23 protein-coding genes are annotated in these 21,596 nt (G+C 46.6%); 7 read left to right on the top strand and 16 right to left on the bottom strand.

All coding sequences use genetic code 11. The features are described 5' to 3' along the window. Positions 1-21: 21 nt before the first annotated feature. From greB to envZ, 3 genes are all read left to right on the top strand, one after another. Positions 22-522: a transcription elongation factor GreB gene (gene greB / locus A6E01_RS00800; protein WP_017029379.1), complete on the top strand. Its 501-nt coding sequence runs from the start codon at positions 22-24 to the stop codon at positions 520-522. A 220-nt stretch (positions 523-742) separates the two neighbouring features. Further along, positions 743-1,462, top strand: coding sequence for an osmolarity response regulator transcription factor OmpR (ompR, locus tag A6E01_RS00795; RefSeq protein WP_017029378.1), 720 nt, complete (start codon positions 743-745; stop codon positions 1,460-1,462). A 16-nt stretch (positions 1,463-1,478) separates the two neighbouring features. Beyond that, the gene (envZ, locus tag A6E01_RS00790) at positions 1,479-2,855 is read left to right on the top strand and encodes a two-component system sensor histidine kinase EnvZ (protein ID WP_065209365.1); all 1,377 of its coding nucleotides are present in this window, start codon (positions 1,479-1,481) and stop codon (positions 2,853-2,855) included. Positions 2,856-2,921: 66 nt separating this feature from the next. Here the strand turns inward: envZ and nfuA are convergent, their stop codons facing one another. Together nfuA and A6E01_RS00780 are read right to left on the bottom strand one after the other, a co-directional pair. Beyond that, positions 2,922-3,512: a Fe-S biogenesis protein NfuA gene (gene nfuA, locus A6E01_RS00785; RefSeq protein WP_017029376.1), complete on the bottom strand. Its 591-nt coding sequence runs from the start codon at positions 3,510-3,512 to the stop codon at positions 2,922-2,924. A gap of 155 nt (positions 3,513-3,667) precedes the next feature. After that, positions 3,668-4,243 carry a ComF family protein gene (locus tag A6E01_RS00780; RefSeq protein ID WP_237334478.1) on the bottom strand — a complete coding sequence of 192 codons (576 nt, stop codon included), beginning with the start codon at positions 4,241-4,243 and terminating at the stop codon, positions 3,668-3,670. Between the two features lie 287 nt (positions 4,244-4,530). On the opposite strand from A6E01_RS00780, the gene bioH reads away from it, so the two are divergent. Continuing rightward, positions 4,531-5,295: a pimeloyl-ACP methyl ester esterase BioH gene (gene bioH / locus A6E01_RS00775; protein WP_017029374.1), complete on the top strand. Its 765-nt coding sequence runs from the start codon at positions 4,531-4,533 to the stop codon at positions 5,293-5,295. Positions 5,296-5,301: 6 nt separating this feature from the next. Here the strand turns inward: bioH and cysQ are convergent, their stop codons facing one another. The 14 genes from cysQ to gspC form a co-directional block, all read right to left on the bottom strand. Further along, positions 5,302-6,120, bottom strand: a complete 819-nt coding sequence (gene cysQ, locus A6E01_RS00770; RefSeq protein WP_017029373.1) for a 3'(2'),5'-bisphosphate nucleotidase CysQ — start codon at positions 6,118-6,120, stop codon at positions 5,302-5,304. A gap of 2 nt (positions 6,121-6,122) precedes the next feature. Next, on the bottom strand, positions 6,123-6,683 hold the full coding sequence (nudE, locus tag A6E01_RS00765) for an ADP compounds hydrolase NudE (protein WP_017029372.1): 561 nt from the start codon (positions 6,681-6,683) through the stop codon (positions 6,123-6,125). Between the two features lie 101 nt (positions 6,684-6,784). Further along, positions 6,785-7,558, bottom strand: a complete 774-nt coding sequence (locus A6E01_RS00760; protein WP_017029371.1) for a type II secretion system protein N — start codon at positions 7,556-7,558, stop codon at positions 6,785-6,787. Next, entirely contained in the window at positions 7,558-8,058 is a 501-nt protein-coding gene (gene gspM, locus A6E01_RS00755) for a type II secretion system protein GspM (RefSeq protein ID WP_017032999.1), read from the bottom strand. Before gspM ends, A6E01_RS00760 begins: the two co-directional genes overlap by 1 nt. Beyond that, entirely contained in the window at positions 8,058-9,302 is a 1,245-nt protein-coding gene (gene gspL / locus A6E01_RS00750) for a type II secretion system protein GspL (protein WP_198589024.1), read from the bottom strand. Before gspL ends, gspM begins: the two co-directional genes overlap by 1 nt. Then, positions 9,271-10,317, bottom strand: a complete 1,047-nt coding sequence (gene gspK, locus A6E01_RS00745) for a type II secretion system minor pseudopilin GspK (protein ID WP_017242708.1) — start codon at positions 10,315-10,317, stop codon at positions 9,271-9,273. The genes gspL and gspK overlap by 32 nt, the downstream gene beginning before the upstream one ends. Beyond that, positions 10,298-10,939 (bottom strand): type II secretion system minor pseudopilin GspJ, encoded by a 642-nt coding sequence (gene gspJ, locus A6E01_RS00740; protein ID WP_017029367.1) that lies wholly within the window; start codon positions 10,937-10,939, stop codon positions 10,298-10,300. Before gspJ ends, gspK begins: the two co-directional genes overlap by 20 nt. Next, positions 10,926-11,282 carry a type II secretion system minor pseudopilin GspI gene (gspI, locus tag A6E01_RS00735; RefSeq protein ID WP_017029366.1) on the bottom strand — a complete coding sequence of 119 codons (357 nt, stop codon included), beginning with the start codon at positions 11,280-11,282 and terminating at the stop codon, positions 10,926-10,928. Before gspI ends, gspJ begins: the two co-directional genes overlap by 14 nt. Beyond that, complete coding sequence (gene gspH, locus A6E01_RS00730; protein ID WP_065209363.1) at positions 11,269-11,868, bottom strand: type II secretion system minor pseudopilin GspH; 600 nt, start codon at positions 11,866-11,868, stop codon at positions 11,269-11,271. Before gspH ends, gspI begins: the two co-directional genes overlap by 14 nt. Positions 11,869-11,880: 12 nt before the next feature. Beyond that, on the bottom strand, positions 11,881-12,324 hold the full coding sequence (gene gspG / locus A6E01_RS00725; protein ID WP_017029364.1) for a type II secretion system major pseudopilin GspG: 444 nt from the start codon (positions 12,322-12,324) through the stop codon (positions 11,881-11,883). A 29-nt stretch (positions 12,325-12,353) separates the two neighbouring features. Next, entirely contained in the window at positions 12,354-13,571 is a 1,218-nt protein-coding gene (gspF, locus tag A6E01_RS00720) for a type II secretion system inner membrane protein GspF (RefSeq protein ID WP_017029363.1), read from the bottom strand. Beyond that, positions 13,571-15,079, bottom strand: a complete 1,509-nt coding sequence (gene gspE / locus A6E01_RS00715; protein WP_017029362.1) for a type II secretion system ATPase GspE — start codon at positions 15,077-15,079, stop codon at positions 13,571-13,573. The genes gspF and gspE overlap by 1 nt, the downstream gene beginning before the upstream one ends. Further along, positions 15,079-17,109, bottom strand: coding sequence for a type II secretion system secretin GspD (gspD, locus tag A6E01_RS00710; protein WP_017029361.1), 2,031 nt, complete (start codon positions 17,107-17,109; stop codon positions 15,079-15,081). The genes gspE and gspD overlap by 1 nt, the downstream gene beginning before the upstream one ends. 95 nt (positions 17,110-17,204) lie before the next feature. Continuing rightward, entirely contained in the window at positions 17,205-18,149 is a 945-nt protein-coding gene (gene gspC, locus A6E01_RS00705; RefSeq protein WP_065209362.1) for a type II secretion system protein GspC, read from the bottom strand. 183 nt (positions 18,150-18,332) lie between these two features. On the opposite strand from gspC, the gene hslR reads away from it, so the two are divergent. The 3 genes from hslR to pckA all read left to right on the top strand — a co-directional run bounded on the left by hslR (position 18,333) and on the right by pckA (position 21,555). Continuing rightward, positions 18,333-18,719: a ribosome-associated heat shock protein Hsp15 gene (gene hslR, locus A6E01_RS00700; RefSeq protein WP_017029359.1), complete on the top strand. Its 387-nt coding sequence runs from the start codon at positions 18,333-18,335 to the stop codon at positions 18,717-18,719. A gap of 14 nt (positions 18,720-18,733) precedes the next feature. Then, the gene (hslO, locus tag A6E01_RS00695) at positions 18,734-19,606 is read left to right on the top strand and encodes an Hsp33 family molecular chaperone HslO (protein ID WP_017029358.1); all 873 of its coding nucleotides are present in this window, start codon (positions 18,734-18,736) and stop codon (positions 19,604-19,606) included. 320 nt (positions 19,607-19,926) lie between these two features. Beyond that, positions 19,927-21,555 (top strand): phosphoenolpyruvate carboxykinase (ATP), encoded by a 1,629-nt coding sequence (gene pckA, locus A6E01_RS00690; RefSeq protein ID WP_065209361.1) that lies wholly within the window; start codon positions 19,927-19,929, stop codon positions 21,553-21,555. The last annotated feature ends 41 nt before the right edge of the window (positions 21,556-21,596 follow it).

The following is a 21,596-nucleotide window of genomic DNA, read 5'->3' as shown; positions in this document are numbered from 1 at the left end:
ACGCATGAACAATAACCACAAATGAAGACAAATTTAATTACCCGCGAGGGCTTTGAAAAACTACAGCAAGAGCACGATTACCTCTGGAACGAACGTCGTCCAGAGGTCACCAAGATAGTCACTTGGGCTGCCAGCCTAGGTGACCGCTCTGAAAATGCTGACTACCAATACAACAAACGCTTGCTACGACAAATCGATCGCCGAGTTCGCTACCTTCGCAAGCGAATGCCCGACCTTAAGGTTGTCGACTACGCTGCGGCTCAAGACGGTAAGGTGTTCTTTGGTGCTTGGGTGGAAATAGAAAACGAAGAGGGCGATACCAAGCACTTTCGTATTGTAGGGCCTGATGAGATTTATGGTGAAGAAGTGAAACACTATATCTCCATCGATTCTCCGATGGCACGTGCATTGCTTAAAAAGGAAGTTGACGACGAAGTCGTGGTGAGAACACCTGAGGGTAACAAAGAGTGGTTTGTTAACAAAATCAGTTACCAATCACAGGATCAATATAAAACTGATTAAAACCCACCGGTTACATCAATTAAAATGATGATTATTGGGTGACATTAACATTATCTAACACTTTTGCTGTCTATAATTAGGCCAATTTTGTTACATTTCCACGGGTATTATCAGCCAGGTGTGATAAGGAGCGAATTTGCAAATAGTGACGGACTACTTGATCGCACTCGCCAACTCCCACTTTTAAAATAAAAAATTGGATGTAAGTAGGTCTATTATAATGCAAGAAAATTTCAAGATTTTGGTCGTCGATGACGATGCACGCCTCCGCTCTCTATTAGAGCGTTATCTTTCTGAGCAAGGCTTTCATGTCCGTTCTGTTGCCAATGCTGATCAGATGGATCGCCTGCTAACCCGTGAAAATTTTAACTTAATGATATTGGACCTTATGCTGCCGGGAGAAGATGGGCTATCTATCTGCCGTCGCTTGCGTAGTGCCAATAACATGCTACCTATTCTGATGCTTACCGCTAAAGGTGATGAGATCGATAGGATTGTTGGCTTAGAAGTCGGGGCGGATGATTACCTACCAAAACCATTCAACCCAAGAGAGCTACTAGCTCGTGCAAAAGCGGTATTGCGTCGTCAATCTGTTGAAGCACCAGGCGCACCGAGCTCAGAAGAAGCTATCGTAGAATTTGGCGAATTTGCGCTAAACCTAGGTACTCGCGAAATGTATCGTGGCGAAGAGCTAATCCCTCTCACCTCTGGTGAATTTGCGGTTCTTAAGATCCTTGTAACGAATGCTCGTGAACCAATGTCACGCGACAAGCTAATGAATCTAGCTCGTGGTCGTGAATACTCGGCAATGGAACGCTCAATCGACGTACAGATCTCTCGTCTGCGCCGTATTCTTGAGGAAGATCCAAGCCACCCACGCTACATCCAAACTGTATGGGGCCTAGGCTACGTCTTTGTTCCAGACGGTCGTAAAGTTTAAACACCAGGATCTATTAATGCGATCGCGTAGTTCGATAACCCAAACAATCATTGGCTTTATAGCGCTTTTGATTGCCAGTCAGGCCTTCTCTTACTACGCGATTTTTAACTACGCATTACTTCCCAGCCTCAAGCAGTTCAACCGAATCCTTTCCTACGAAATCAACCTCGTGATGGAAGAGTATGCTCGAATTCGTCAAGAATCAGAGCTTGGTATCCCTGAAAGTGAACGCACCACCCCACTTAGGCAAGCCCTGCTGCTTAGGCTAGGCGTTAGCGTGCATCCACTGGTAGGAACCATTGAAGAAGAGTACCAAAAAGCCTTTTATCTTGATTTCATGAGCGATGAGATCACCGAAGAAATAGGCTCTCCCGCAGAAGCTCGACTTGCTCGAGACAGTGAAAGCTATTTACTGTGGATCAAGCTTGACGCCATGCCGAACTGGCTTCTAAGGGTCCCTCTCACAGAACTCACACACAATGAATTTAAGCCGTTGTTTATCAATAGCTTACTGATAACCATTTTCTTGATACTGGGTGGGTGGAGCTTTATACGCTGGCAAAATCGGCCACTTAAGAATCTAGAGTCTGCTGCCATCAGTGTCGGCAATGGGGTAATTCCAGAGCCCCTTCCCGAGAAAGGAACCACTGAGATACGCGCTGTGACTACCGCCTTCAACAAGATGGCTAGAGGCATAGAAGAGCTCGAAACCGATCGCCGCTTAATGCTTGCAGGCGTGAGCCATGATATTCGAACGCCACTGACTCGTATTCGATTAGCAACTGAAATGATGTCAGAAACCGACAACTACCTCGCCGATGGGATTATCCAAGACATCGATGAATGTAATGACATCATTGCTCAGTTTATTGACTATCTAAAGCCCGTTGATCGCGCCGACTTTAGTAACATCAGCCTCAATGAAATGGTGGAAGAACTAAGGCGCGCACTTAAGATCTACGAGGCAGGTGGTCCATTAGAGAGTGGTCTTGACCAAGATATCTTAAACTACACCTTTGATATTGATTTAAAAGAAGATTTACCTGATATCTACGCCAGTTATATCCCGATAAGACGCACACTCAGCAACCTGCTAGTAAACTCAAAACGCTACGGAGATAAATGGATTGGCATCAAAACTGGCGTCTCAGACCACAACAAGAAAGTATGGATATCCATTGAAGATAATGGGCCCGGTATTGATGAGCAGCAGATGCAAAAGGTATTTGAACCCTTTACTCGCGGTGATACCTCTCGAGGCAGTGAGGGCACAGGTCTTGGGCTGTCTATTGTTAAGCGCATCGTTACCGAGCATAACGGCAGCATAGAGATGTCAAACCGAAAAGAAGGTGGCTTGAGGGTTAAACTCACCTTTAATGCATATCGTAAATAGCTTTTCTCAGATACAAAAAAGCCGAATTTCATAATGAAATTCGGCTTTTTACTTTAAGTGTTTAATTTACTGATAGTAAGAGTGAGCGCCCTGCTCGTGCTCTGTTGCGTCTTTAACCGCAACCAGTTCATCAGAAAACTCTTGAAGAAGCTGTTTCTCGATACCGTCTTTTAGCGTCACATCAACCATTGAACAGCCATTACAACCGCCGCCAAATTGAACTAGGGCAATGCCGTCGTCAGTGATTTTTACTAGGCTTAGATGACCGCCGTGGCTCGCTAGTTGTGGGTTGACCTGAGTTTGAATCACGTACTCAACGCGCTCTAGTAGCGGTGCATCATCTGACACTTTACGCATTTTAGCGTTTGGCGCCTTCAGCGTTAGTTGAGAGCCCATCTTATCGGTGACGTAGTCAATCTCAGCGTCTTCCAAAAATGGCAGGCTTAACTCGTCCACATACGCAGAAAAAGCCTCGTATGGGAATTCAGTATCTGTTGCTTCTACCGCTTCCGGTGGACAGTAAGATACGCCACACTCAGCACTCTGCGTACCTGGGTTGACCACGAATACTCGAATGTTGGTTCCGTCTGCTTGCTGTGCCAGCAGGTTAGCGAAGTGCGATTGCGCAGTTTCTGTAATAGTAATTGTATTAGACACGATAAATACCTGAGTAATTCTGTAGGTTATTATTGGTATTCTACTCCGTTAGATTTTTTTTTCAAACATGTAATAGCAATGAACCATTAACGCTATTTATTTGATAATCACAAATGTGACACGACAGTCAAAATACACAGATGAACATGTAATTGTCATGAAATGGGCTTTGATGCCCGGCAAATACAGTAAACATCGATTCGTTTCACACCCTGCTCTCTTAATAACAAACACACCTCTGCCACCGTACTTCCCGTTGTCACCACATCGTCAACCAGCGCAATATGCGGCTGATTTTGTATTCTAGTTAGATAACGAGGTGATAAAGAAAAGGCATGCTTAAGGTTCACTAAACGCTGCCTACGATTAAGTCCCATCTGTGTTTTCGTCACTTTGATGCGCTTTATTGCTTTTGACAAAACTTGCGACTCAACACCAACCTCCTCTTTCAAGCTTTGTGAAAGATACTCGGCCAAGTAATCACTTTGATTAAAGCCTCGCACACTTTGCCTCCTCCAATGCAGTGGAATGGGTAACAATATAAGCGCGGGCGATGTTAAGCGTTCGGCAAGCAGTAAAGCCAACTCTCTGGCGTGCCACACCTGACGTCGATACTTAAGTCCCTGCACGTATTGAGATAATGGCTGGTTGTATTCTCCTACGCAGTACAATCGGTCCCATGGAGGAGGGTCGCTTACACACCCACCGCAGCGCTCCACTGGCATTTCCATCAAAGTGCCACACGTCGTACAGCGACAAACTGGCTTTAAAAGATCTAAGCATTCTGAGCACCAGATAGGGTTTGTTTCACCTTGCAACGGCTTTTCGCAGCCGTAGCAGTTGGAGCCAAGCACCTTATACGCACTATGTCGTATCCAACCCAAGAAACGATGCAAGCATTGAGTTAATCGTCGATTTCCAATAATCTGCTCTCATTGTCTTTAGTTACTACCCCTTATTTTTAGCCCATGGTCGAGCACTAAAGGGCTTAAAAGGGTATGAAATACGGGTGAAATAAATGAGCACAGAGACCAAGCTACATTGGGATATTTATGGAGAGGGCGAGAACCTCATTCTTATCCATGGCTGGGGAATGAATGGAGCCGTTTGGCATCAGGTGGTTGAAGATCTGAGCCAAAGCTTTCGTGTTCATGTGGTTGACCTGCCTGGTTATGGACATAGTCATCAAGTACATAGCCAATCTATCGCTGACATCGCCGATAGAGTCCTGCAAGATGCGCCAGAGAAAGCCATATGGCTCGGTTGGTCTCTTGGTGGCCTTATCGCAACGCATGTTGCTATGCACCAAGCTGAGCGCGTTACAAAGCTGGTAACCCTAGCGAGCTCACCGCGCTTCTCAGCGGAAGGTCGCACATGGAGAGGCATCGCGCCTAGTGTACTCAATGACTTTACCTCGCAACTCACCGAAGACTTCCAAGGCACCATTGAGCGCTTCATGGCCTTACAAGCAATGGGAAGCCCATCGGCGAGGCAAGATGTAAAACAATTGAAAAGTGCCGTGCTATCGCGCCCTATGCCGAACCCAAACGCTCTTCATCTTGGTCTTGAACTATTAGCTACCATTGATTACCGCGAATACCTTAATACCCTAACTATGCCTATCCATCGCCTCTATGGACGTCTTGACGGTCTAGTACCAGTTAAGGTGGCATCAGTGTTGGATAAAGAGTTAGAGACGAGTTCACATATATTTAAGGCCTCTTCCCATGCTCCGTTTATGAGCGAGAAACAGGCCTTTTGTGATTTGATAAAGCAGCTTTAAATGGGATTAATCCTGAGTCAGGATCTTATTCCAAGGAAGGTCGCGATCGCCTATGACAATAAAGTTAGGGTTTTCTAAGGTTTCGCGTAAATTGTATGAGAGCGGCTCAAGTCCGGTATCCAAGATAGTGCCACCGGCTTCTTCAACGATACATTGTGTGGCCGCTGTATCCCACTCACCTGTTGGTCCCAGGCGCAGATAGCAGTCGGCGCTTCCCTCCGCAACCAAGCAGGCTTTTAAGGCCGCTGAGCCTAATGGGATCAATTCGTAATTCCATTCATTACTCATACATTCGGTAATGCGGTTGATATCCTGACGTCGGCTTATCGCGATGGTAACGTTTTGTTTGATCAATTCATGGGTGTGGGTATTGATACGAATGCTCTCATCCATATCGGGAATCTTCCACGCGCCTTTTCCATGATAGGCGTAATAAACCACCCCAGACACTGGTGCATACACAACCCCCATAACGGGTTTGTTATGTTCAACAAGCGCAATTATGGTCGCAAAGTCGCCACTGCGAGCAATAAACTCTTGGGTGCCATCTAGGGGATCCACCAGCCAGTAACGTTCCCACTGCTCACGCTCAGCAAGGCTGATGTCCGCGTCTTCTTCAGATAAGACCGGAATATCAGGCGTGAGCTCAGGCAGGCGCTCCATAATCAGTTTATGTGCAGCCAAGTCAGCACTCGTGACCGGAGTATCATCTGACTTAGTAAACTCTTCGTAGTTTCGCTTTTGATAGATATCGAGAATAAGCTGGCCTGCAGAGCGGGCAATCTCTATAACATTAGGTAATAAGTGGGAAAGGTCTTGTCTCATTATTAATCACCCTTTTGCTGAGAGAAGTAGCGCTGCGCCAACATTAAGGCACTGATACTGCGAGCCTCACAAAAGTCCATATGCGTTAACAGTTCGTCTGCTTGAGCAAGAGGCCAACGAACCAAGGTAAGAGGTTCAGGCTCATCACCCACTAAGGTTTCAGGATAGAGGTCTTCAGCAACAAACAGAGTCATCTTGCTGGAAAAATAAGAAGGAGCCAGAACGACTTGCTTTAAAGGAACAAAGAGATTGGCACCAAAGCCAATCTCTTCTTTTAATTCACGATTGGCAGCCTCAACTGGAGTTTCGCCAGCATCAATAAGCCCTTTGGGAAACCCTAGCTCGTAGCTTTCAGTGCCTGCAGCGTATTCTCGAACCAGCAGAAGATCCCCCTCAGCTGTGAGCGGAACCACCATAACCGCATCGCGACCACTAGGGCGCATTCGCTCATAGGTTCTAAGTTCTCCATTAGAAAACTCTAAATCCAAAGCCTCGATGCTAAACAAGCGCGAACGCGCAACCTCGGTTTTGTTTAAAATCTTTGGCTTTTTCTCGCCTGCCATCCTAGTTAGCCTCTTCAATCATTCATTTGTATAAGCCTCAACCACTATATGGAAAAAAGCCCGCAATGAAAACTGCTAAACATTCCTACACGATAAATTGGTTAAAGCTTACCTGAATAGACAAAAGGGTACTGCCCTTGTCCATTGGGTTCACCTAACCATTTTAATTGCTCACCCAGTCTTTGTGGAAACTCTGCACCCGGCTTGAACCAAGCATCCAAGTCGTAGGTCATATTAGGCTGTAGAGAAGCGGTAAACGCACCAGAAACCTGAGCGGTTTCTTGATTGCCCTTCGCTGCCAGCTGACTGTCAGTACAACTAATATCAGAAATAATAGTCCCTAGATCTAGATTACCCAATGGCGATGAAACCACACTTTGATTCCATACTAGATTCGCTTCGCCGGTTTCACACCAAGGTGATGCATACTTATAATCTTTGACGATGAGTTCAAACTGTCCATCAGCGGTAACAGGAGCTGGGATATTCACGTACTTCAGTGCTTGATCTGCAGGTATAGAAGCCATCAAGTTATTGGCATAAGGACCGCTAAAGCCATAGCCTACGGTTCCTCTGCCTGTTAAACCCAACTCACTATTTCGACCAAACCGGATATTAAGCTCGGCCTTTCCCTGAATCAGTTTCCAAGCTTGTAGATCCCAGTTTACCTCACCAAAACCATACTGCTGCCAGGAGACGATTTTTGCTCTTCCCTGCCACAAGGTACCACTAATACCAGAGATACTCAGGCCATTGATTCGAGGCAACTGCTCTATTGCAAACTTGGCAGGCAGGTGAACGATAACGCTACACAAGAATACGGCTAACAGTAGAAAGCCGTATGCAAAAATCTTCTTTAGACTGACACCAAACATTAACTACCTGCTCTTTTAAACTGCAATCTTTTCACCTCTACGACCCCTTTCTTTTCGGTTTCGTTGATATCAAAAAAGGCGACGTCTACCCCTTTTTCTTGACGCAAATACAGTAACCAATTCATTAGACGATTAAACGCCACTGGTTGAACCCACACCTGAACCATATCGTCACGAGGTTGAAGGCGAATCAGTTCGATATTAAATCGTCCTGTAGAAGTCGACAGCAGTTGGTTTAGGGGTTCATTGGAGATAGAAGGTGCGCCACTGGTTTTACGCAACTCAGTAATCGCGTTCGCTTCTTTTTGTACCCAACTCAAAAGTTGTGTTTCACTGATTAAGCGGGCCTGTGCCAATTCGTTCTTCTGCTTAAGTGGCGCAAAGCCGCCCCAATACAGCAAACCCGCAACACCAAAGCCAATCGCGATAATCAACATACGCTGTTCACGAAGGCTAATACTGCTCCAATATCCTAGGATAGCTTGTTGTAATCCTCGCATTACTTCACCTTCAATACGTAACTGCTGCTGACCAAATCACCATTACGGTTGATCTGCCCTTGGTCTACCAAAAACTTCTCAGAAAAGGCCACTCTCAGTTGCTCAAAGGTTTGGAAGTCACTCGCTTGCGCTTGGATTCGCAACTCTTCGCGATCACTATCGAACTTGAGGCTCTGTATTTGAACTTTATCGCTATCTTTAAGGGCAACTTGCACGTCAAGTAGCCAAACCATTAAGGGCGCATCCACAGTTCCACCGCTCAATCGTGTTTTTTCATCACTCATTTGACGCTTAAGGTAGCTAACTGTTGGGATACGATTTTTATCAGGAAAGACCGCTCTAAAAATTCGTTCACTCTCGGCTCGATACGCCGTCGCCTGAGTCTCTATTTGGCTGACTTGGGTATAGGTATTAATACCAAAAATAACCAATAGCACTAATGCGGCAATAGCCGGAGCTTGCCAAAGCTTGATGTTTTTAAGCCACGATGACTGTCGCTTGAACTCGCCCGATAATAAGTTGATCGTCGAAAGCTGCGCATTCTTAGCCAGTAGAGCCATAGGTAACTCTGCAGGTAAGGCCTCAATCTTTGGGTTTTCAATGCTAGATAATGACTCAGGTATAGAGCCAAAACATTGAATATGAACAGGTTCTTCAGAAGGTGACTCTTCCTCGTCTTCGATATCCACCGTAAAAGGGGGGCGAGCCAATGCATACGGCACTAGCGCTTCTGGTAGCACTATGCCTTGATAGATATCTTGGCGAATCAAGCAGTAGCCTTGCCAAGGAAGCATAGGGATAGTGCTGCCATCCAAAGGCAAAGATAATACATCAGGCAAGACGCGATGAAGCTCTATGCCCGCCTCGAAGAAACGTTCAATGCATTGCTGAAGATAATCTTTATCGACTGCAGCTACCCATGCCTTATCGCTTGTTTGCTTGAGTATCGAGAAGTGCAATTCATCAATGTCTTGAGCCAGCTCTTCTTCCAAGAGGAATGGCAACATGGTTGAGAACTGGCGTGAAGCACCAGCAGGCACTCCGACTTCTCGTAAAGCCACATCTTGGCCATCTAATAATAGGGCAACGCTTCGCTCGGTCGCATAGGAGGTGAGTTCTTCTAATTCCTCTAAGCCACCGAGTTCACCACTGGCAATGATCTCGTTCTCTGTCGATGACCAAACCAACCATGGAATTGTTTTTAAATTCTGCCTACTGAGCCGAACTGTCAGGATTTCGCTCACTAATTCCTCCAAATCGTCGGCGTACTACTCGCGATTCGTCTTGATTTTCACTATAAAGCAGGCTCCTCAAGCGAACTCGGGCATCCTGCACAAATACTTCTGCATCTAATTCAAAATAACGGCTATCTACAGATAGATATTCCTTCGCCTTGTTTTTTATTTCGGCACTGATACCGGCGATATTGCCTTCAGCCAAGAAATCATCAGTGCTCTCCCACCCATCATATGGGCGATCTTCAATAACCTGCTTGGCCTGATCTTCACTCAAGGCTGGCTCAAACAGTGCGACCAATAGCTTAGATTGCCATGGCCTAAGTGTATTCACATTGATGCGCAAGTCATCGGTAGGCAGCGCGCACGCTAACCATGAGATGCGTCTCATTGATGGGCCATCCATCTGATATACACTGCGTAGCTCACTCAAATCAGCAATCAGACCATTGGCAGCCATATAGGATGGAGACAATCCCTCATAAGTGGCATCTTCCACACCTGCCTGAGTCATCACACCATCGTCTTTATCTAGGTATTCCCATGTGGAGTCGGCAACGACCTCAGCTTGATAACTGTCTAGTCCTACCTCTTCCAGCAAGGTTCGCCACACCTGCAACAAGTATGGACGAGAACTGGAAGTAGGGTCGATAGTGACTGCGGCCAGTGAGTTAACGTTAAAACACGCCTGCATATCCCTAACTACGCCTCTCGCCTCACCGTAATCCAATGGGTAGGATTGCTCCTCTAACGCCCATGGCTGACTTAGATTGACCGTATCACCGTCTTCTAAGCTCTCCTCGATGCCGTATTTGGCTAATGCCTCGACGCCGATGGCGTACCAATAGGCTTGCTGGTTATCCACCTGACTGCTTGCCCTATCCACCCCCAGAACCAATCGTTCTGACATGGTGGCGGCGATGGCGGTCATAATAGCCAACAGAAGCAATACCACTAGCAAGGCAACGCCTTGTTGCTTGCTTTGTCCTTTCATTTTTTGCGAATTACTGAGGCGTATCTTCATTAATCCTCTCTAGCTGACCATCAGCCGTTAGGTAGATACGCTCAAGCTTGCCATAATCTTCTAGGGTTAAATGCACGGCCACAGCCTTAGGCAATGAACCATTGTCTTCCCATTCTTCTAGCCAGCTTTCTCCGTTATAAAAACGAATATCAAACTCCTCGACCTTATCAAGAAGCGGGGTCACGATACCTTGCTGTCCAACCGGAGTGTCTGGGTATCGCCACCAAACTCGCTCAAGCTTATGATCTCGAATTCGATAGCCTACTTTGGTGACTTCTCCGCGAGGGAACTGCTGCTGTGGATTAATCCAGCCTAAACGAGTAAACAGCACACCTTTTTCATCGGAATCAAGCAGGTTATCTTGCCAATAAATGAGCGACTCACCCGCTTCTTGTCCGTCATTACGAAAACGACGAATCGCTATCTGACGAAAATCACTATCTAGATAGACTAGGGTTGCCTGCAACTGCTGCAAGCGCCCTAATTTCTCTTGAGACTGCTGATTGCTCAGCTGAGTCTGAAATACCACCTGATACGCCGCCATACTGAGGCTAGCAAACACGGCAATCGCCACCAGCACCTCAATCAGGGTAAAACCTTTCGCCTTTTTATAACGGTACATAACTTCTTACCGTAACTAGGGGGCTATCCATTTTTTCATCTAGGGCCACACTGACATCAACCGCTCGCAAATAAGCGGTGCTTGTTGATATTGGTGTAATAGACCAATACCAGGTATAACCGGCTAATTCAGAGGTGCCTTTACGTGCTGTCTTAGGAGGCTCGGCTAGCATCATCAATGCCATTTGATTGTCCACTACCATGCCAGCAAAGGTCTTTTGCTCAAGGTAACCGATACTATTAATGTGCTGAGTAACAGCCCTAACCACACTAATAGAAGCCGTTGCAAAGATAGCCAGAGCAATCAAAACCTCTAGCAAGGTCATGCCTCTAGAGGACTTCATCGTCGAGCTCCTCACCAGGTTTCAGCAATCGAAAGCTACCGTTTTCTAGCGCCATCACGCGCCAGTTTTGCTCGCCTTGTGCTTCTGAGCTTGGGTGGATGTAGACCTCAAAGGGTGTCAGTTCACCACTGGACAAAATAAAGACCTGAGGCGGCGCCTCTTTGTCTTTGTTTTCTTCCTCTGCAAACATTTCCTCATCAAACAGCGATCCCTCTTCAAACAAGCTGTCTTTTTTGCCCCAAACACCATCACCCAGCTCCCAGGCGAGTGTTAGGCCATCTTCAAGCTCGGTATCTGCAGGGATTCTGCGATGCTCTAGTGCCTGCCAACCCTCTCGAGTCAGTTGCAAAAGTCGATACTTGTTTCCTGCGGGATCAAAGCGAATACCCAGATCCCAACCGTTCAATATTGCGTCTTGATGCAATAGGTTGAGACGTTGATAAAGCTGTTGCGCGCGAGTCTCTGCGGCATCTGAACTGCTAGTGGGTAAATTAACCACTACCGCTATGGCGCTAACCGATACCAAGACCATGACTAGCATGATCTCTAGGAGGGTAAAGCCGCGCTGTCGTTTATCACGTCTCACTATAGTTACGAATTATTGGAAATCTTGTAGATTCCAGTTGCCGATATCAGCAGCAGCTCCCTCGCCACCCTCTTGACCGTCAGCACCTAGAGTAAAGATATCGATGTTACCGTTATCGCCAGGGCTCAGGTATTGGTATTCGTTACCCCATGGGTCGTTTGGAAGACGACGAATGTAACCATCACCACGGTAGTTACGCGGCTCAGGAGACCCCGTTGGACGACTTACCAATGCGTCTAGACCTTGGTCTGTCGTTGGGTAGACACTATTGTCTAGCTTGTACATATCAAGAGCATTTTCTAACGCTACGATATCGGTAATCGCTTTTTGTTGGTCGGCCTTCTCTTTGTTACCCAAAAGGTTAGGCACAACGAAACTTGCCAAGATACCTAGAATAACGACAACAACCATAACCTCTAGCAAGGTAAAGCCTTGTTGTTTCTTATTATATTTCATTTTTTTCTCCATACACTCGGGCAAAAACATTAGGCGCCCGAAACCAAATTATTCAACTCAAGCAGCGGCATCATAGTCGCCACCACAATAAACAATACAATCCCTGCCATAAATACGATAAGTAATGGCTCAAAGATACCCAAAGCCAGGTTCACTTGCGATTCGAAGTCTTGGTCTTGGTTATCTGCCGCGCGAGTCAGCATTTGCTCTAACTCACCAGACTGTTCACCACTGGCAATCATATGCAGCATCATCGGTGGGAATAGCTTACTTTGCTGCAGAGAATGTCGAAGGCTTGCCCCTTCTCGCACCTTATCAGATGCCTCATAAACCTGCTTCTTAAAGAATTTATTACCCATTACCTCGGCGGCAACTCGCATGCCATCCAGCAATGGAATAGCACTAGCGGAACAAATCGCGAGAGTACGAGCAAAGCGAGAGGTATTGAGGCCTCTAGCCACTCGGCCGATAACCGGTACCTTGAGCACTTTGTGATCCCAGCTTAACCTAAGCGTGGGCTTTCTTAACAAAATCTTAGTACCCACAATTAAGGCTAAGATGCTTCCAACCAGCAACACGCCATAGTCTTGGACAAAGTCACTGGCGTTAATCAGGATTTGAGTGGAGGTAGGTAGTTCCTGCCCCATCTGGATAAATTGGTCAACGATCTTAGGGACCACTGTCGCCAGCAAAAAGCCGATAACACCTACTGCAATTAGGGTCAGCATGATCGGGTAAATCATGGCTTGTTGAAGCTTAGAACGAAGCTGTTGACGCTTCTCTGCATAGTCAGCTAAGCGCTCCAATACCGCATCTAGGTGTCCGGATTTTTCACCAGCCGCAACCATGGCACAAAAGAGATCATCAAAAATAGCAGGGTACTCGCGCATGCTGTCAGCAAGAGTGTAGCCTTCAACAACCTTAGAGCGGACGCTCACCAACATGCTGCTAATACGCGCTTTTTCTGATTGCTCAGCGACCGCTCTGAGGCATTCCTCAAGTGGCATTCCTGCCTGCACTAAGGTGGACAATTGGCGAGTTAACAAAGCAAGATCAGGGGTGCTTATTCCACGCTGAAAGCCTTTCGACTTAGCCGCTTCTTGCTTGGCTTTGGTTTCGGTTATTTCAACCGGCATCAAACCTTGCTCTTTCAGGCGGTGTCTTACCTGACGGGCATTATCACCTTCGATAACACCTTTTTTCTGGCGTCCTTTGACATCCAGTGCCTTGTATTCAAATGCCGCCATTACTCTTCCCTAGTCACTCGCATTACTTCTTCAAGGGTGGTCTTGCCGGCTCTCACCTTATCCAGACCATCTTGACGGATACTTGGGGTAGACGCACGAATAGCCAGTTCTATCTCTTGTTCGCTTTGCTCGCCATGGATCAGCTCTTGTACTTTTTCATCCACAACTAGCAGCTCATGGATACCTGTTCGGCCTTTGTAGCCCTTATGATTACAGTGCTCACAGCCATTGGGTCTATGCAAAACCAGATCATCTTCAGGTTGCAGATTAAACAGTTTCTTTTGCTCAGCATCGGCTTGGAAGGGTTGCTTACACTGTTGGCACAAAGTACGTACCAAACGCTGAGCTAAGATACCGAGCAATGATGAGGAGATAAGAAAGGGTTCTATACCCATATCTCGCAATCGGGTGATCGTACCCACTGCGGTATTGGTGTGCAGCGTTGACATCACCAAGTGACCGGTCAAAGACGCTTGTACCGCGATCTGTGCAGTTTCAAGGTCACGAATTTCACCGACCATTACCACATCGGGATCTTGACGCAAGATAGCTCTTAATCCGCGAGCAAAGGTCATATCGACCTTAGGGTTTACCTGAGTTTGTCCAATGCCGTCAATATCGAATTCGATTGGATCCTCTACCGTCAGAATATTGCGCTCAGCACTATTCAGCTCTTGTAAGCCCGCATACAAGGTGGTGGATTTACCCGAACCCGTTGGACCGGTAACCAAGATAATGCCGTGAGGTCGCTTGATAAGCGTTTGGAAATTGACGTGGTTATGGTGCGCCATACCTAAGCTGTTTAAGTCCAACTGTGTGGCGTTTTTATCGAGAAGACGCATCACCACTCGCTCGCCGTGAGACGAAGGCATTGTGGATACACGCACATCTACCGCACGCCCACCTATCAGCAGTGAGATACGACCATCTTGAGGTACGCGCTTCTCGGCGATATCAAGCTTAGCCATAACCTTAACCCTAGACACAAGCAGTGGCGCTAGCTTGCGGCTTGGCGCTAGGACGTCTCGCAGTACACCATCCACACGGAAACGAATAGACAGTGACTTCTCAAAGGACTCAATATGGATATCTGAGGCACCTTCTTTGATGGCCTCACCCAGCATGGCGTTGATCAGTTTAATGATCGGCGCATCATCTTCGGCCTCAAGCAAGTCCTCGTTTTGTGGCAGCTCTTCTGCCAACGAGAAGAAATCGTCGCTGTCTGCGCCGATATCTTCCATTAGCTGTCTCGCTTCAGACGAATCACGCTGATAGGCATCGGAAAGCTTCGAGTCAAAACTCTTCTTATCAAGCTCAACCAACTGAATAGGTAGCGACGAAACTCGAGTCACTTCTAGTAGGGTTGAGGTCTGCAGTGGTTCAATGAAAAACAACTGGTTAGCACTGGCATCCGCATTAGGCTCAAGCACCACATTAAAGCGCTTGGCAAAGCTAAATGGCAGGCGAGTCATACTCGTCTCAAACCTTGAAAACGCACCACTTTCCATTACTTCGCTTCCACTTGCTCGATAAAGGCTTGCAGCTCTGAAGGGCGACGAGCTTCATCACCAAATTTAGGCATAATCGGCACTAAATCATCAGACATCAGTCTCAGGCCTTCTTCTGCTTTGTACAGTTGCTCTGCACGGATGTAGTTGTATTTACGCTGAGTAATACCATCAGCGGTCACCCCATCACGAATAATGGTTGGCTTGATAAATACCATTAGGTTTTTCTTTTCAACCTGAGTACTGGTCGATTTGAACAGTTGGCCTAACCAAGGAATATCACCCAAGATTGGAACCTTAGACTCACTCTCAAGAGCGCGCTCATCAATCAAACCACCAAGCACCAGCATTTGGCCGTCTTGAATCATTACTGACGTGTTCAGTTGTCGCTTAGCGAATCGAACATCGACCGCACCATTAGCGCCCAACACATTGGAAACCTCTTGTTCAATCTTCAATTGAACTGAGTCACCTTCGTTTATCTGAGGCACAACCTTGAGCTTAATACCCACTTCTTTACGGTCGACCGTTTGGAATGGGTTTTCGTTGTTTGAGCCCGAAGTCGAGCCTGTAATGACCGGAACCTCTTCACCTACGATGAACGAAGCCTCGCCATTATCCATCACCGTAATGCTTGGAGACGATAGAATGTTTGAATTTGAATCCGTCGCTACCGCACTGATTAACGCCGTCCAGTCGCCCATCGCCAAACTTACCGCTGCACCATTCACACCGCTTAGCGCACTCGCTAGCGTGGAATAGTCACCCTCAGTCGTGGTGGTTTCGTTACGTAGAAAGTTGCCGTTCTCATCGTAAACCGCAGTGGTAGAACTCGTGTCTTGTGCTTCTTCTAGACCCACCAGCACCTGACCAATAGACGCGCCAGAATTACCGTATTGAACAACGGCACCCGTTTCAAGGTTACCCCATTGCACGCCTAGGTTAACGCCGTCACCCTCTGACATTTCTACTATCAAGGCTTCAATCAGTACCTGGGCACGACGAATATCAAGCTGCGCAATAACATCACGTAGCGCTTTCATAATGTCTGGCGGAGCGGTAATCACTAGGGCATTGGTACCCGTATGCGCAGATATCATCACTTCAGAGTTAGGGTTTCGAACAGCCGCGGTTCCACCTTTTGCGGTTTTCTTCGCTGCTGCTAGGTTATCCGAAACACCTTTTAGGACATCGACAAGGTCTTCTGCGTTAGCATTCTTCAGATAAACGACCTGATTATTACCTTTGACCTCCATCTCTTTATCCAATTGAGAGACGACAGCTCTAAGGCGTTTTCGTACTTGTGGATCACCTGAGATCAACACTGAGTTAGTGCGCTCATCGGCTACCAGCTTAGGCTGTAAGAAGGCAGGAGTATTTTTGGCATCGGTGGTCTTGTTCAATGCCTCAACGATACGCACCATCTCTGCTGCAGAAGCGTTCTCAAGCTCTACAACCTCGATAGATTTATCACCGGCTTGGTCAACACGCTCAATGATTTCTGCCAAGCGATTGACGACCGCCGCACGGCCAGTAATCAAGATAATGTTGGCAGGGTCATAGTGAACCACGTTCCCGGCGCCGGCATTATCGTTTAACTGACGCAGTAGAGGTGACAGTTCACGAACCGAAACATTACGCACAGCAACAACGCGAGTCACTACCGCGTCACCCTTCACATTGGCATCACCCACTACAGGTACGGCTGAGGTTTTCGCATCTTTGGCTTTAATGACCTTGAGTACACCGTTTTCCATTTCAACAACGGCAAACCCATACACTTCAAGAACACTGAGGAAAAACTGGTAATACTGCTCTTCGTTGAGCACATCGTAGCTACGTACATCGATCTTGCCCCTAACAGTAGGGTCAACAATGATGGTTTTCTCTAAGTTACGTCCGACGATATTGATAAATTCGCCGATGTCCGTTCCCTTGAAGCTGGCGCTAAATTCATTGGCGCTGAAGGCTGGCGCACACGCCAAACTTCCCATCAACAACCATGCGCTCTTGCTAAACCAACTTTTCACTTCATACTCCCAAAAAAATCAATGGCATTCCATGCCGAGCATGGCTCTATTAGATAGGCCTATGCTTCCTAGTCGATAACAATGCTGTTACCAAACTATAGTTGTAAATAAATATCGTAGCGTTGACCATCTCGCTCAACGGTGAGGTTAATCTCACTTAAGTCGCCCAAAGACTTCCAAATCTCGCCCATCGCTGACGGCTCCGTAAGGTCCGCGCCATTGAGTTCAACGGCGATATCGCCATCTTGCAGGCCAACAGAATCAAACAGCGCACGCTCTTTCCCAGGGCGAACACGATAACCCACTAACTTACCGTCACGGTTAACTTGAGATAGACGAATATACTTGAGGAACTGTTGAGGATTCTCTGATATTGCTGCTTTGATAGAATCTAGGTCACCGAGATCGACCTCTGGGTTATTACCCTGAACATTCGATTGAGGCTGTTGCTTCGCGATCTCTTGCACATCAGCGACGCGCTTATATTCTATCCCTTCTAACATTAAGGTTTCATTACGACCTTGGTTTTCGATGATAACTCTATCTTTGAGCACGTTACGCAGCTGCGCTCGCGTACCATCAATGGTTTCACCTATCCCGTAGGTGTCCTGACTTCCTCTATTAGCGATTACCGCTAAACTATTTTTCTGGTTGCTACTGGCAACCACACCCACCAATACAAGATTGAGACGTGTTTTGGGAGCATCAACCACTTGCTCAACAACTACAGGGGCTTCTTCTGACTCTTCCCCAAACAGGTTTGCATTGAGCAAAGGGGCGATATCAGTACCTTGTTGCTGAGTAGCACTTGTGCCGACGTTAGAGGTTGAAGGTCTCCAGCGCTCAACTCCTGTTTCAGACCCCATTAGATGCCAGAATAAATGACCACATAGCCAAGCGGAGGTAACTAGCAAAACAAAAGTCAATCCTCGGGCAATTATCGCCTGCTGATTCACTACACTATTAAGTAGTTGATTGGCTTTGTGCGAGTATGTGGAAAACTTAGACAAAACTGGTCCTTTTGATGTGCCGACTTCCATAGTATATGCCACTAAAGCATTGGGGCTACTGGGTTAAACAGGTGCGCAAGGTTACCATAAATAACATTACCAAAATTAGACAGCCAATAAATTCGAATGTAAATAAATGCATTTACTTGAAAAATGATATATCCGTCACCATTAATCAGGCTGCTGGATAACACTTAGAGAGCAAAGATCACTATGAGTTCCAATACCGAGTCTGTAAGACTAGACAAATGGTTATGGGCAGCACGCTTTTATAAGACCCGTTCGATCGCTCGTAACATGATCGATGGTGGCAAGGTCCACTATGATGGGCAGCGTAGCAAACCAAGCAAAATTGTGGAACTAGGGGCTACCATTACCCTACGACAGGGAAATGTTGAAAAGACGGTTAGGATAGAAAAAGTTTCTGACCAACGACGCGGAGCACCTGAGGCGCAACTACTCTACAGCGAAACCGCTGAGAGTGTAGAGAAGCGAGAAAAAACTGCTTTAGAGCGCAAGCTGCACGCACATAACCCAAGTCCTGAACGTCGTCCTGATAAAAAACAACGACGTGACCTGATTAAATTTAAGAACCAATAAGCTGGAGTTTCCTAATGGAAAACAACGTGTTAAATCGTTACTTATTTGAAGATTTATCTGTACGTGGTGAATTAGTACAGCTAGATAAAGCGTATCAAGCCATCCTAGACAGCAAGCAATACCCAGCGGCAGTTCAAACCTTGCTTGGCGAACTGCTAGTGGCTACATCATTACTGACCGCTACTCTAAAGTTTGAAGGCTCTATCACGCTTCAATTACAAGGCGATGGCCCAGTATCATTGGCTGTCATCAATGGTGACAACAACCAAAAGATACGCGGTGTTGCTCGCTTTGAAGGCGAGATCGCTGAGACTGCGACTTTGCATGACATGCTAGGCAAAGGTCACTTGGTGATTACGATTTCACCAAACAAAGGCGAGCGCTACCAAGGCGTTGTTGGTCTAGAAGGCGATACCCTTGCGGAGGTTCTAGAGGCTTACTTTGAGCGCTCAGAGCAGCTTAAAACACGCCTATGGTTCCGTATTGGTGAACATGAAGGCAAACAACACGCTGCAGGTATGCTGCTACAGGTTGTTCCAGATGGTACTGGCTCTGCGGATGACTTCGAGCACCTAGAGCAATTAACCGACACAGTGAAGAACGAAGAGTTGTTTGGCCTACCAGCCAATGAGTTGCTGTACCGACTTTACAACCAAGAAACCGTTAAACTGTTCGACCCGCAAGAAGTTGAGTTCTTCTGTGGCTGTTCAAGAGAGCGCAGTGGCGCAGCAATCATTACTGTAGCGCGCGAAGAGATCAACGATATTTTGGCGACAGAAGGTAGCGTAGATTTACACTGCGACTACTGCGGAACCACTTACGATTTTGATGCTGCTCAAGTAGAAGAATTGTTTGCCAGCGCAGAGAATAAGCCTACATTGCACTAAGCTCACAGTTTGAGCATTTTATAAACCGGCCAAGCGGGCCGGTTTTTTATATCCATCACTTTTCATAGCGAAAAATGTTCATAAAACCCGCATTGACTCGCATTTTTAGCACGATATATGTCAATAGTGCGCTTTTATGATCAACCTCAAGACTTATTCCTGTCCAAATCCTGAACTACAAAAACGTGATCCTTGTTGAAAAAATAATCAAAAAAGCCATATATAGTCAGTATTAAGAAGATTGCTTGCTAGACCAAAATACTTATAAATTCAGCAACTTCAAAATTATTCTTACTATAAATACCCTACAAGGAGCACCTATGACCGTTATGGAACATACTAAGGCTGCAAACATCGATCTTACTCAATATGGTATCAACGGCTCTACCGAAATCGTTCGTAATCCGAGTTACGAAACGCTTTTCGCAGAGGAAACCAGTGAAACACTACAAGGTTACGAAAAGGGCATAGTGACAGAACTAGGCGCTGTAGCGGTAGATACTGGTATTTTCACAGGGCGTTCTCCAAAGGACAAATTCATTGTTAAGGATGACACCACACGCGAAAACATGTGGTGGACAACAGATACAGTTAAGAACGACAACAAGTCTATCGACCAAGCTGTTTGGAATGACCTCAAGCAGCTAGTAACCACTCAACTTTCCAATAAGCGTCTGTTTGTCGTTGACGGTTATTGTGGCACTAACCCAGATACTCGCCTTGCTGTGCGTATCATCACAGAGGTAGCGTGGCAGGCTCACTTTGTGAAAAACATGTTCATTCGCCCTTCTGAAGACGAGCTAGCAACCTTCAAGCCTGACTTCGTGGTAATGAACGGTGCGAAATGCACTAACGACAAATGGCAAGAGCATGGTCTGAACTCTGAAAACTTCACTGTATTTAACCTAACAGAGAAAATGCAGCTGATCGGCGGCACCTGGTATGGTGGCGAGATGAAGAAAGGCATGTTCGCAATGATGAACTACTTCCTTCCTCTACAAGACATTGCCTCTATGCACTGCTCTGCAAACATGGGTGAAGAAGGCGACGTAGCGGTATTCTTTGGTTTATCCGGTACGGGTAAAACAACGCTATCAACGGATCCAAAGCGCGCATTAATCGGTGATGATGAGCACGGTTGGGATGACGACGGCGTGTTTAACTTTGAGGGTGGTTGCTACGCGAAAACCATCAAGCTATCAAAAGAAGCTGAGCCAGATATCTACAATGCCATTCGCCGCGATGCACTCCTAGAGAATGTGACGGTGCGTAATGACGGTTCGATCAACTTTGATGATGGTTCGAAGACAGAGAATACTCGAGTTTCTTACCCAATCCATCATATTGAGAACATCGTTAAGCCTGTTTCTAAGGGCGGACATGCGAATAAGGTGATCTTCCTATCTGCAGATGCATTTGGCGTCTTACCACCAGTGTCTAAGCTCACCCCAGAGCAGACTAAGTATCACTTCCTTTCTGGCTTTACGGCTAAATTAGCGGGTACTGAGCGTGGTATTACAGAACCAACACCAACCTTCTCTGCCTGTTTTGGCGCAGCGTTCCTCACTCTGCACCCAACCAAGTACGCAGAAGTACTGGTGAAGCGTATGGAAGCAGCAGGTGCTGAGGCTTACCTAGTGAATACGGGCTGGAATGGTTCAGGCAAGCGTATCTCAATCCAAGATACTCGCGCGATTATCGATGCCATTCTAGATGGTTCTATCGAGAAAGCAGAAACCACCACCATCCCAGTGTTTAACCTAGAGGTGCCTAAGTCACTACACGATGTTAATCCTGAGATTCTGGATCCACGCGACACCTACGTTGACCCATTGCAGTGGGAAAGCAAGGCTAATGATCTAGCGCAACGCTTTATCAATAACTTTGAAAAATACACTGACAACGATGAAGGTAAATCACTAGTCAAGGCTGGACCTCAGCTCGACTGATCATTCTTCTTGTGAATCAAGCCCCTGTTTCAGGGGCTTTT

Origin of the sequence: Vibrio breoganii (genome assembly GCF_001677275.1) — a bacterium.
Lineage (GTDB): Bacteria > Pseudomonadota > Gammaproteobacteria > Enterobacterales > Vibrionaceae > Vibrio > Vibrio breoganii.
The sequence above is the reverse complement of the archived record's forward strand: the minus strand, read 5'-3'. Positions and strand labels throughout refer to the sequence as shown.

Excerpts from the sequence above, each read along its gene's own strand:
- greB (WP_017029379.1), top strand. The coding sequence starts at position 22 with ATGAAGACAAATTTAATTACCCGCGAGGGCTTTGAAAAACTACAGCAA.
- ompR (WP_017029378.1), top strand. The coding sequence starts at position 743 with ATGCAAGAAAATTTCAAGATTTTGGTCGTCGATGACGATGCACGCCTC.
- envZ (WP_065209365.1), top strand. The coding sequence starts at position 1,479 with ATGCGATCGCGTAGTTCGATAACCCAAACAATCATTGGCTTTATAGCG.
- A6E01_RS00780 (WP_237334478.1), bottom strand. The coding sequence starts at position 4,243 with ATGGAAATGCCAGTGGAGCGCTGCGGTGGGTGTGTAAGCGACCCTCCT.
- bioH (WP_017029374.1), top strand. The coding sequence starts at position 4,531 with ATGAGCACAGAGACCAAGCTACATTGGGATATTTATGGAGAGGGCGAG.
- cysQ (WP_017029373.1), bottom strand. The coding sequence starts at position 6,120 with ATGAGACAAGACCTTTCCCACTTATTACCTAATGTTATAGAGATTGCC.
- nudE (WP_017029372.1), bottom strand. The coding sequence starts at position 6,683 with ATGGCAGGCGAGAAAAAGCCAAAGATTTTAAACAAAACCGAGGTTGCG.
- A6E01_RS00760 (WP_017029371.1), bottom strand. The coding sequence starts at position 7,558 with ATGTTTGGTGTCAGTCTAAAGAAGATTTTTGCATACGGCTTTCTACTG.
- gspM (WP_017032999.1), bottom strand. The coding sequence starts at position 8,058 with ATGCGAGGATTACAACAAGCTATCCTAGGATATTGGAGCAGTATTAGC.
- gspK (WP_017242708.1), bottom strand. The coding sequence starts at position 10,317 with ATGAAGATACGCCTCAGTAATTCGCAAAAAATGAAAGGACAAAGCAAG.
- gspJ (WP_017029367.1), bottom strand. The coding sequence starts at position 10,939 with ATGTACCGTTATAAAAAGGCGAAAGGTTTTACCCTGATTGAGGTGCTG.
- gspI (WP_017029366.1), bottom strand. The coding sequence starts at position 11,282 with ATGAAGTCCTCTAGAGGCATGACCTTGCTAGAGGTTTTGATTGCTCTG.
- gspG (WP_017029364.1), bottom strand. The coding sequence starts at position 12,324 with ATGAAATATAATAAGAAACAACAAGGCTTTACCTTGCTAGAGGTTATG.
- gspF (WP_017029363.1), bottom strand. The coding sequence starts at position 13,571 with ATGGCGGCATTTGAATACAAGGCACTGGATGTCAAAGGACGCCAGAAA.
- gspE (WP_017029362.1), bottom strand. The coding sequence starts at position 15,079 with ATGGAAAGTGGTGCGTTTTCAAGGTTTGAGACGAGTATGACTCGCCTG.
- gspC (WP_065209362.1), bottom strand. The coding sequence starts at position 18,149 with ATGGAAGTCGGCACATCAAAAGGACCAGTTTTGTCTAAGTTTTCCACA.
- hslR (WP_017029359.1), top strand. The coding sequence starts at position 18,333 with ATGAGTTCCAATACCGAGTCTGTAAGACTAGACAAATGGTTATGGGCA.
- hslO (WP_017029358.1), top strand. The coding sequence starts at position 18,734 with ATGGAAAACAACGTGTTAAATCGTTACTTATTTGAAGATTTATCTGTA.
- pckA (WP_065209361.1), top strand. The coding sequence starts at position 19,927 with ATGACCGTTATGGAACATACTAAGGCTGCAAACATCGATCTTACTCAA.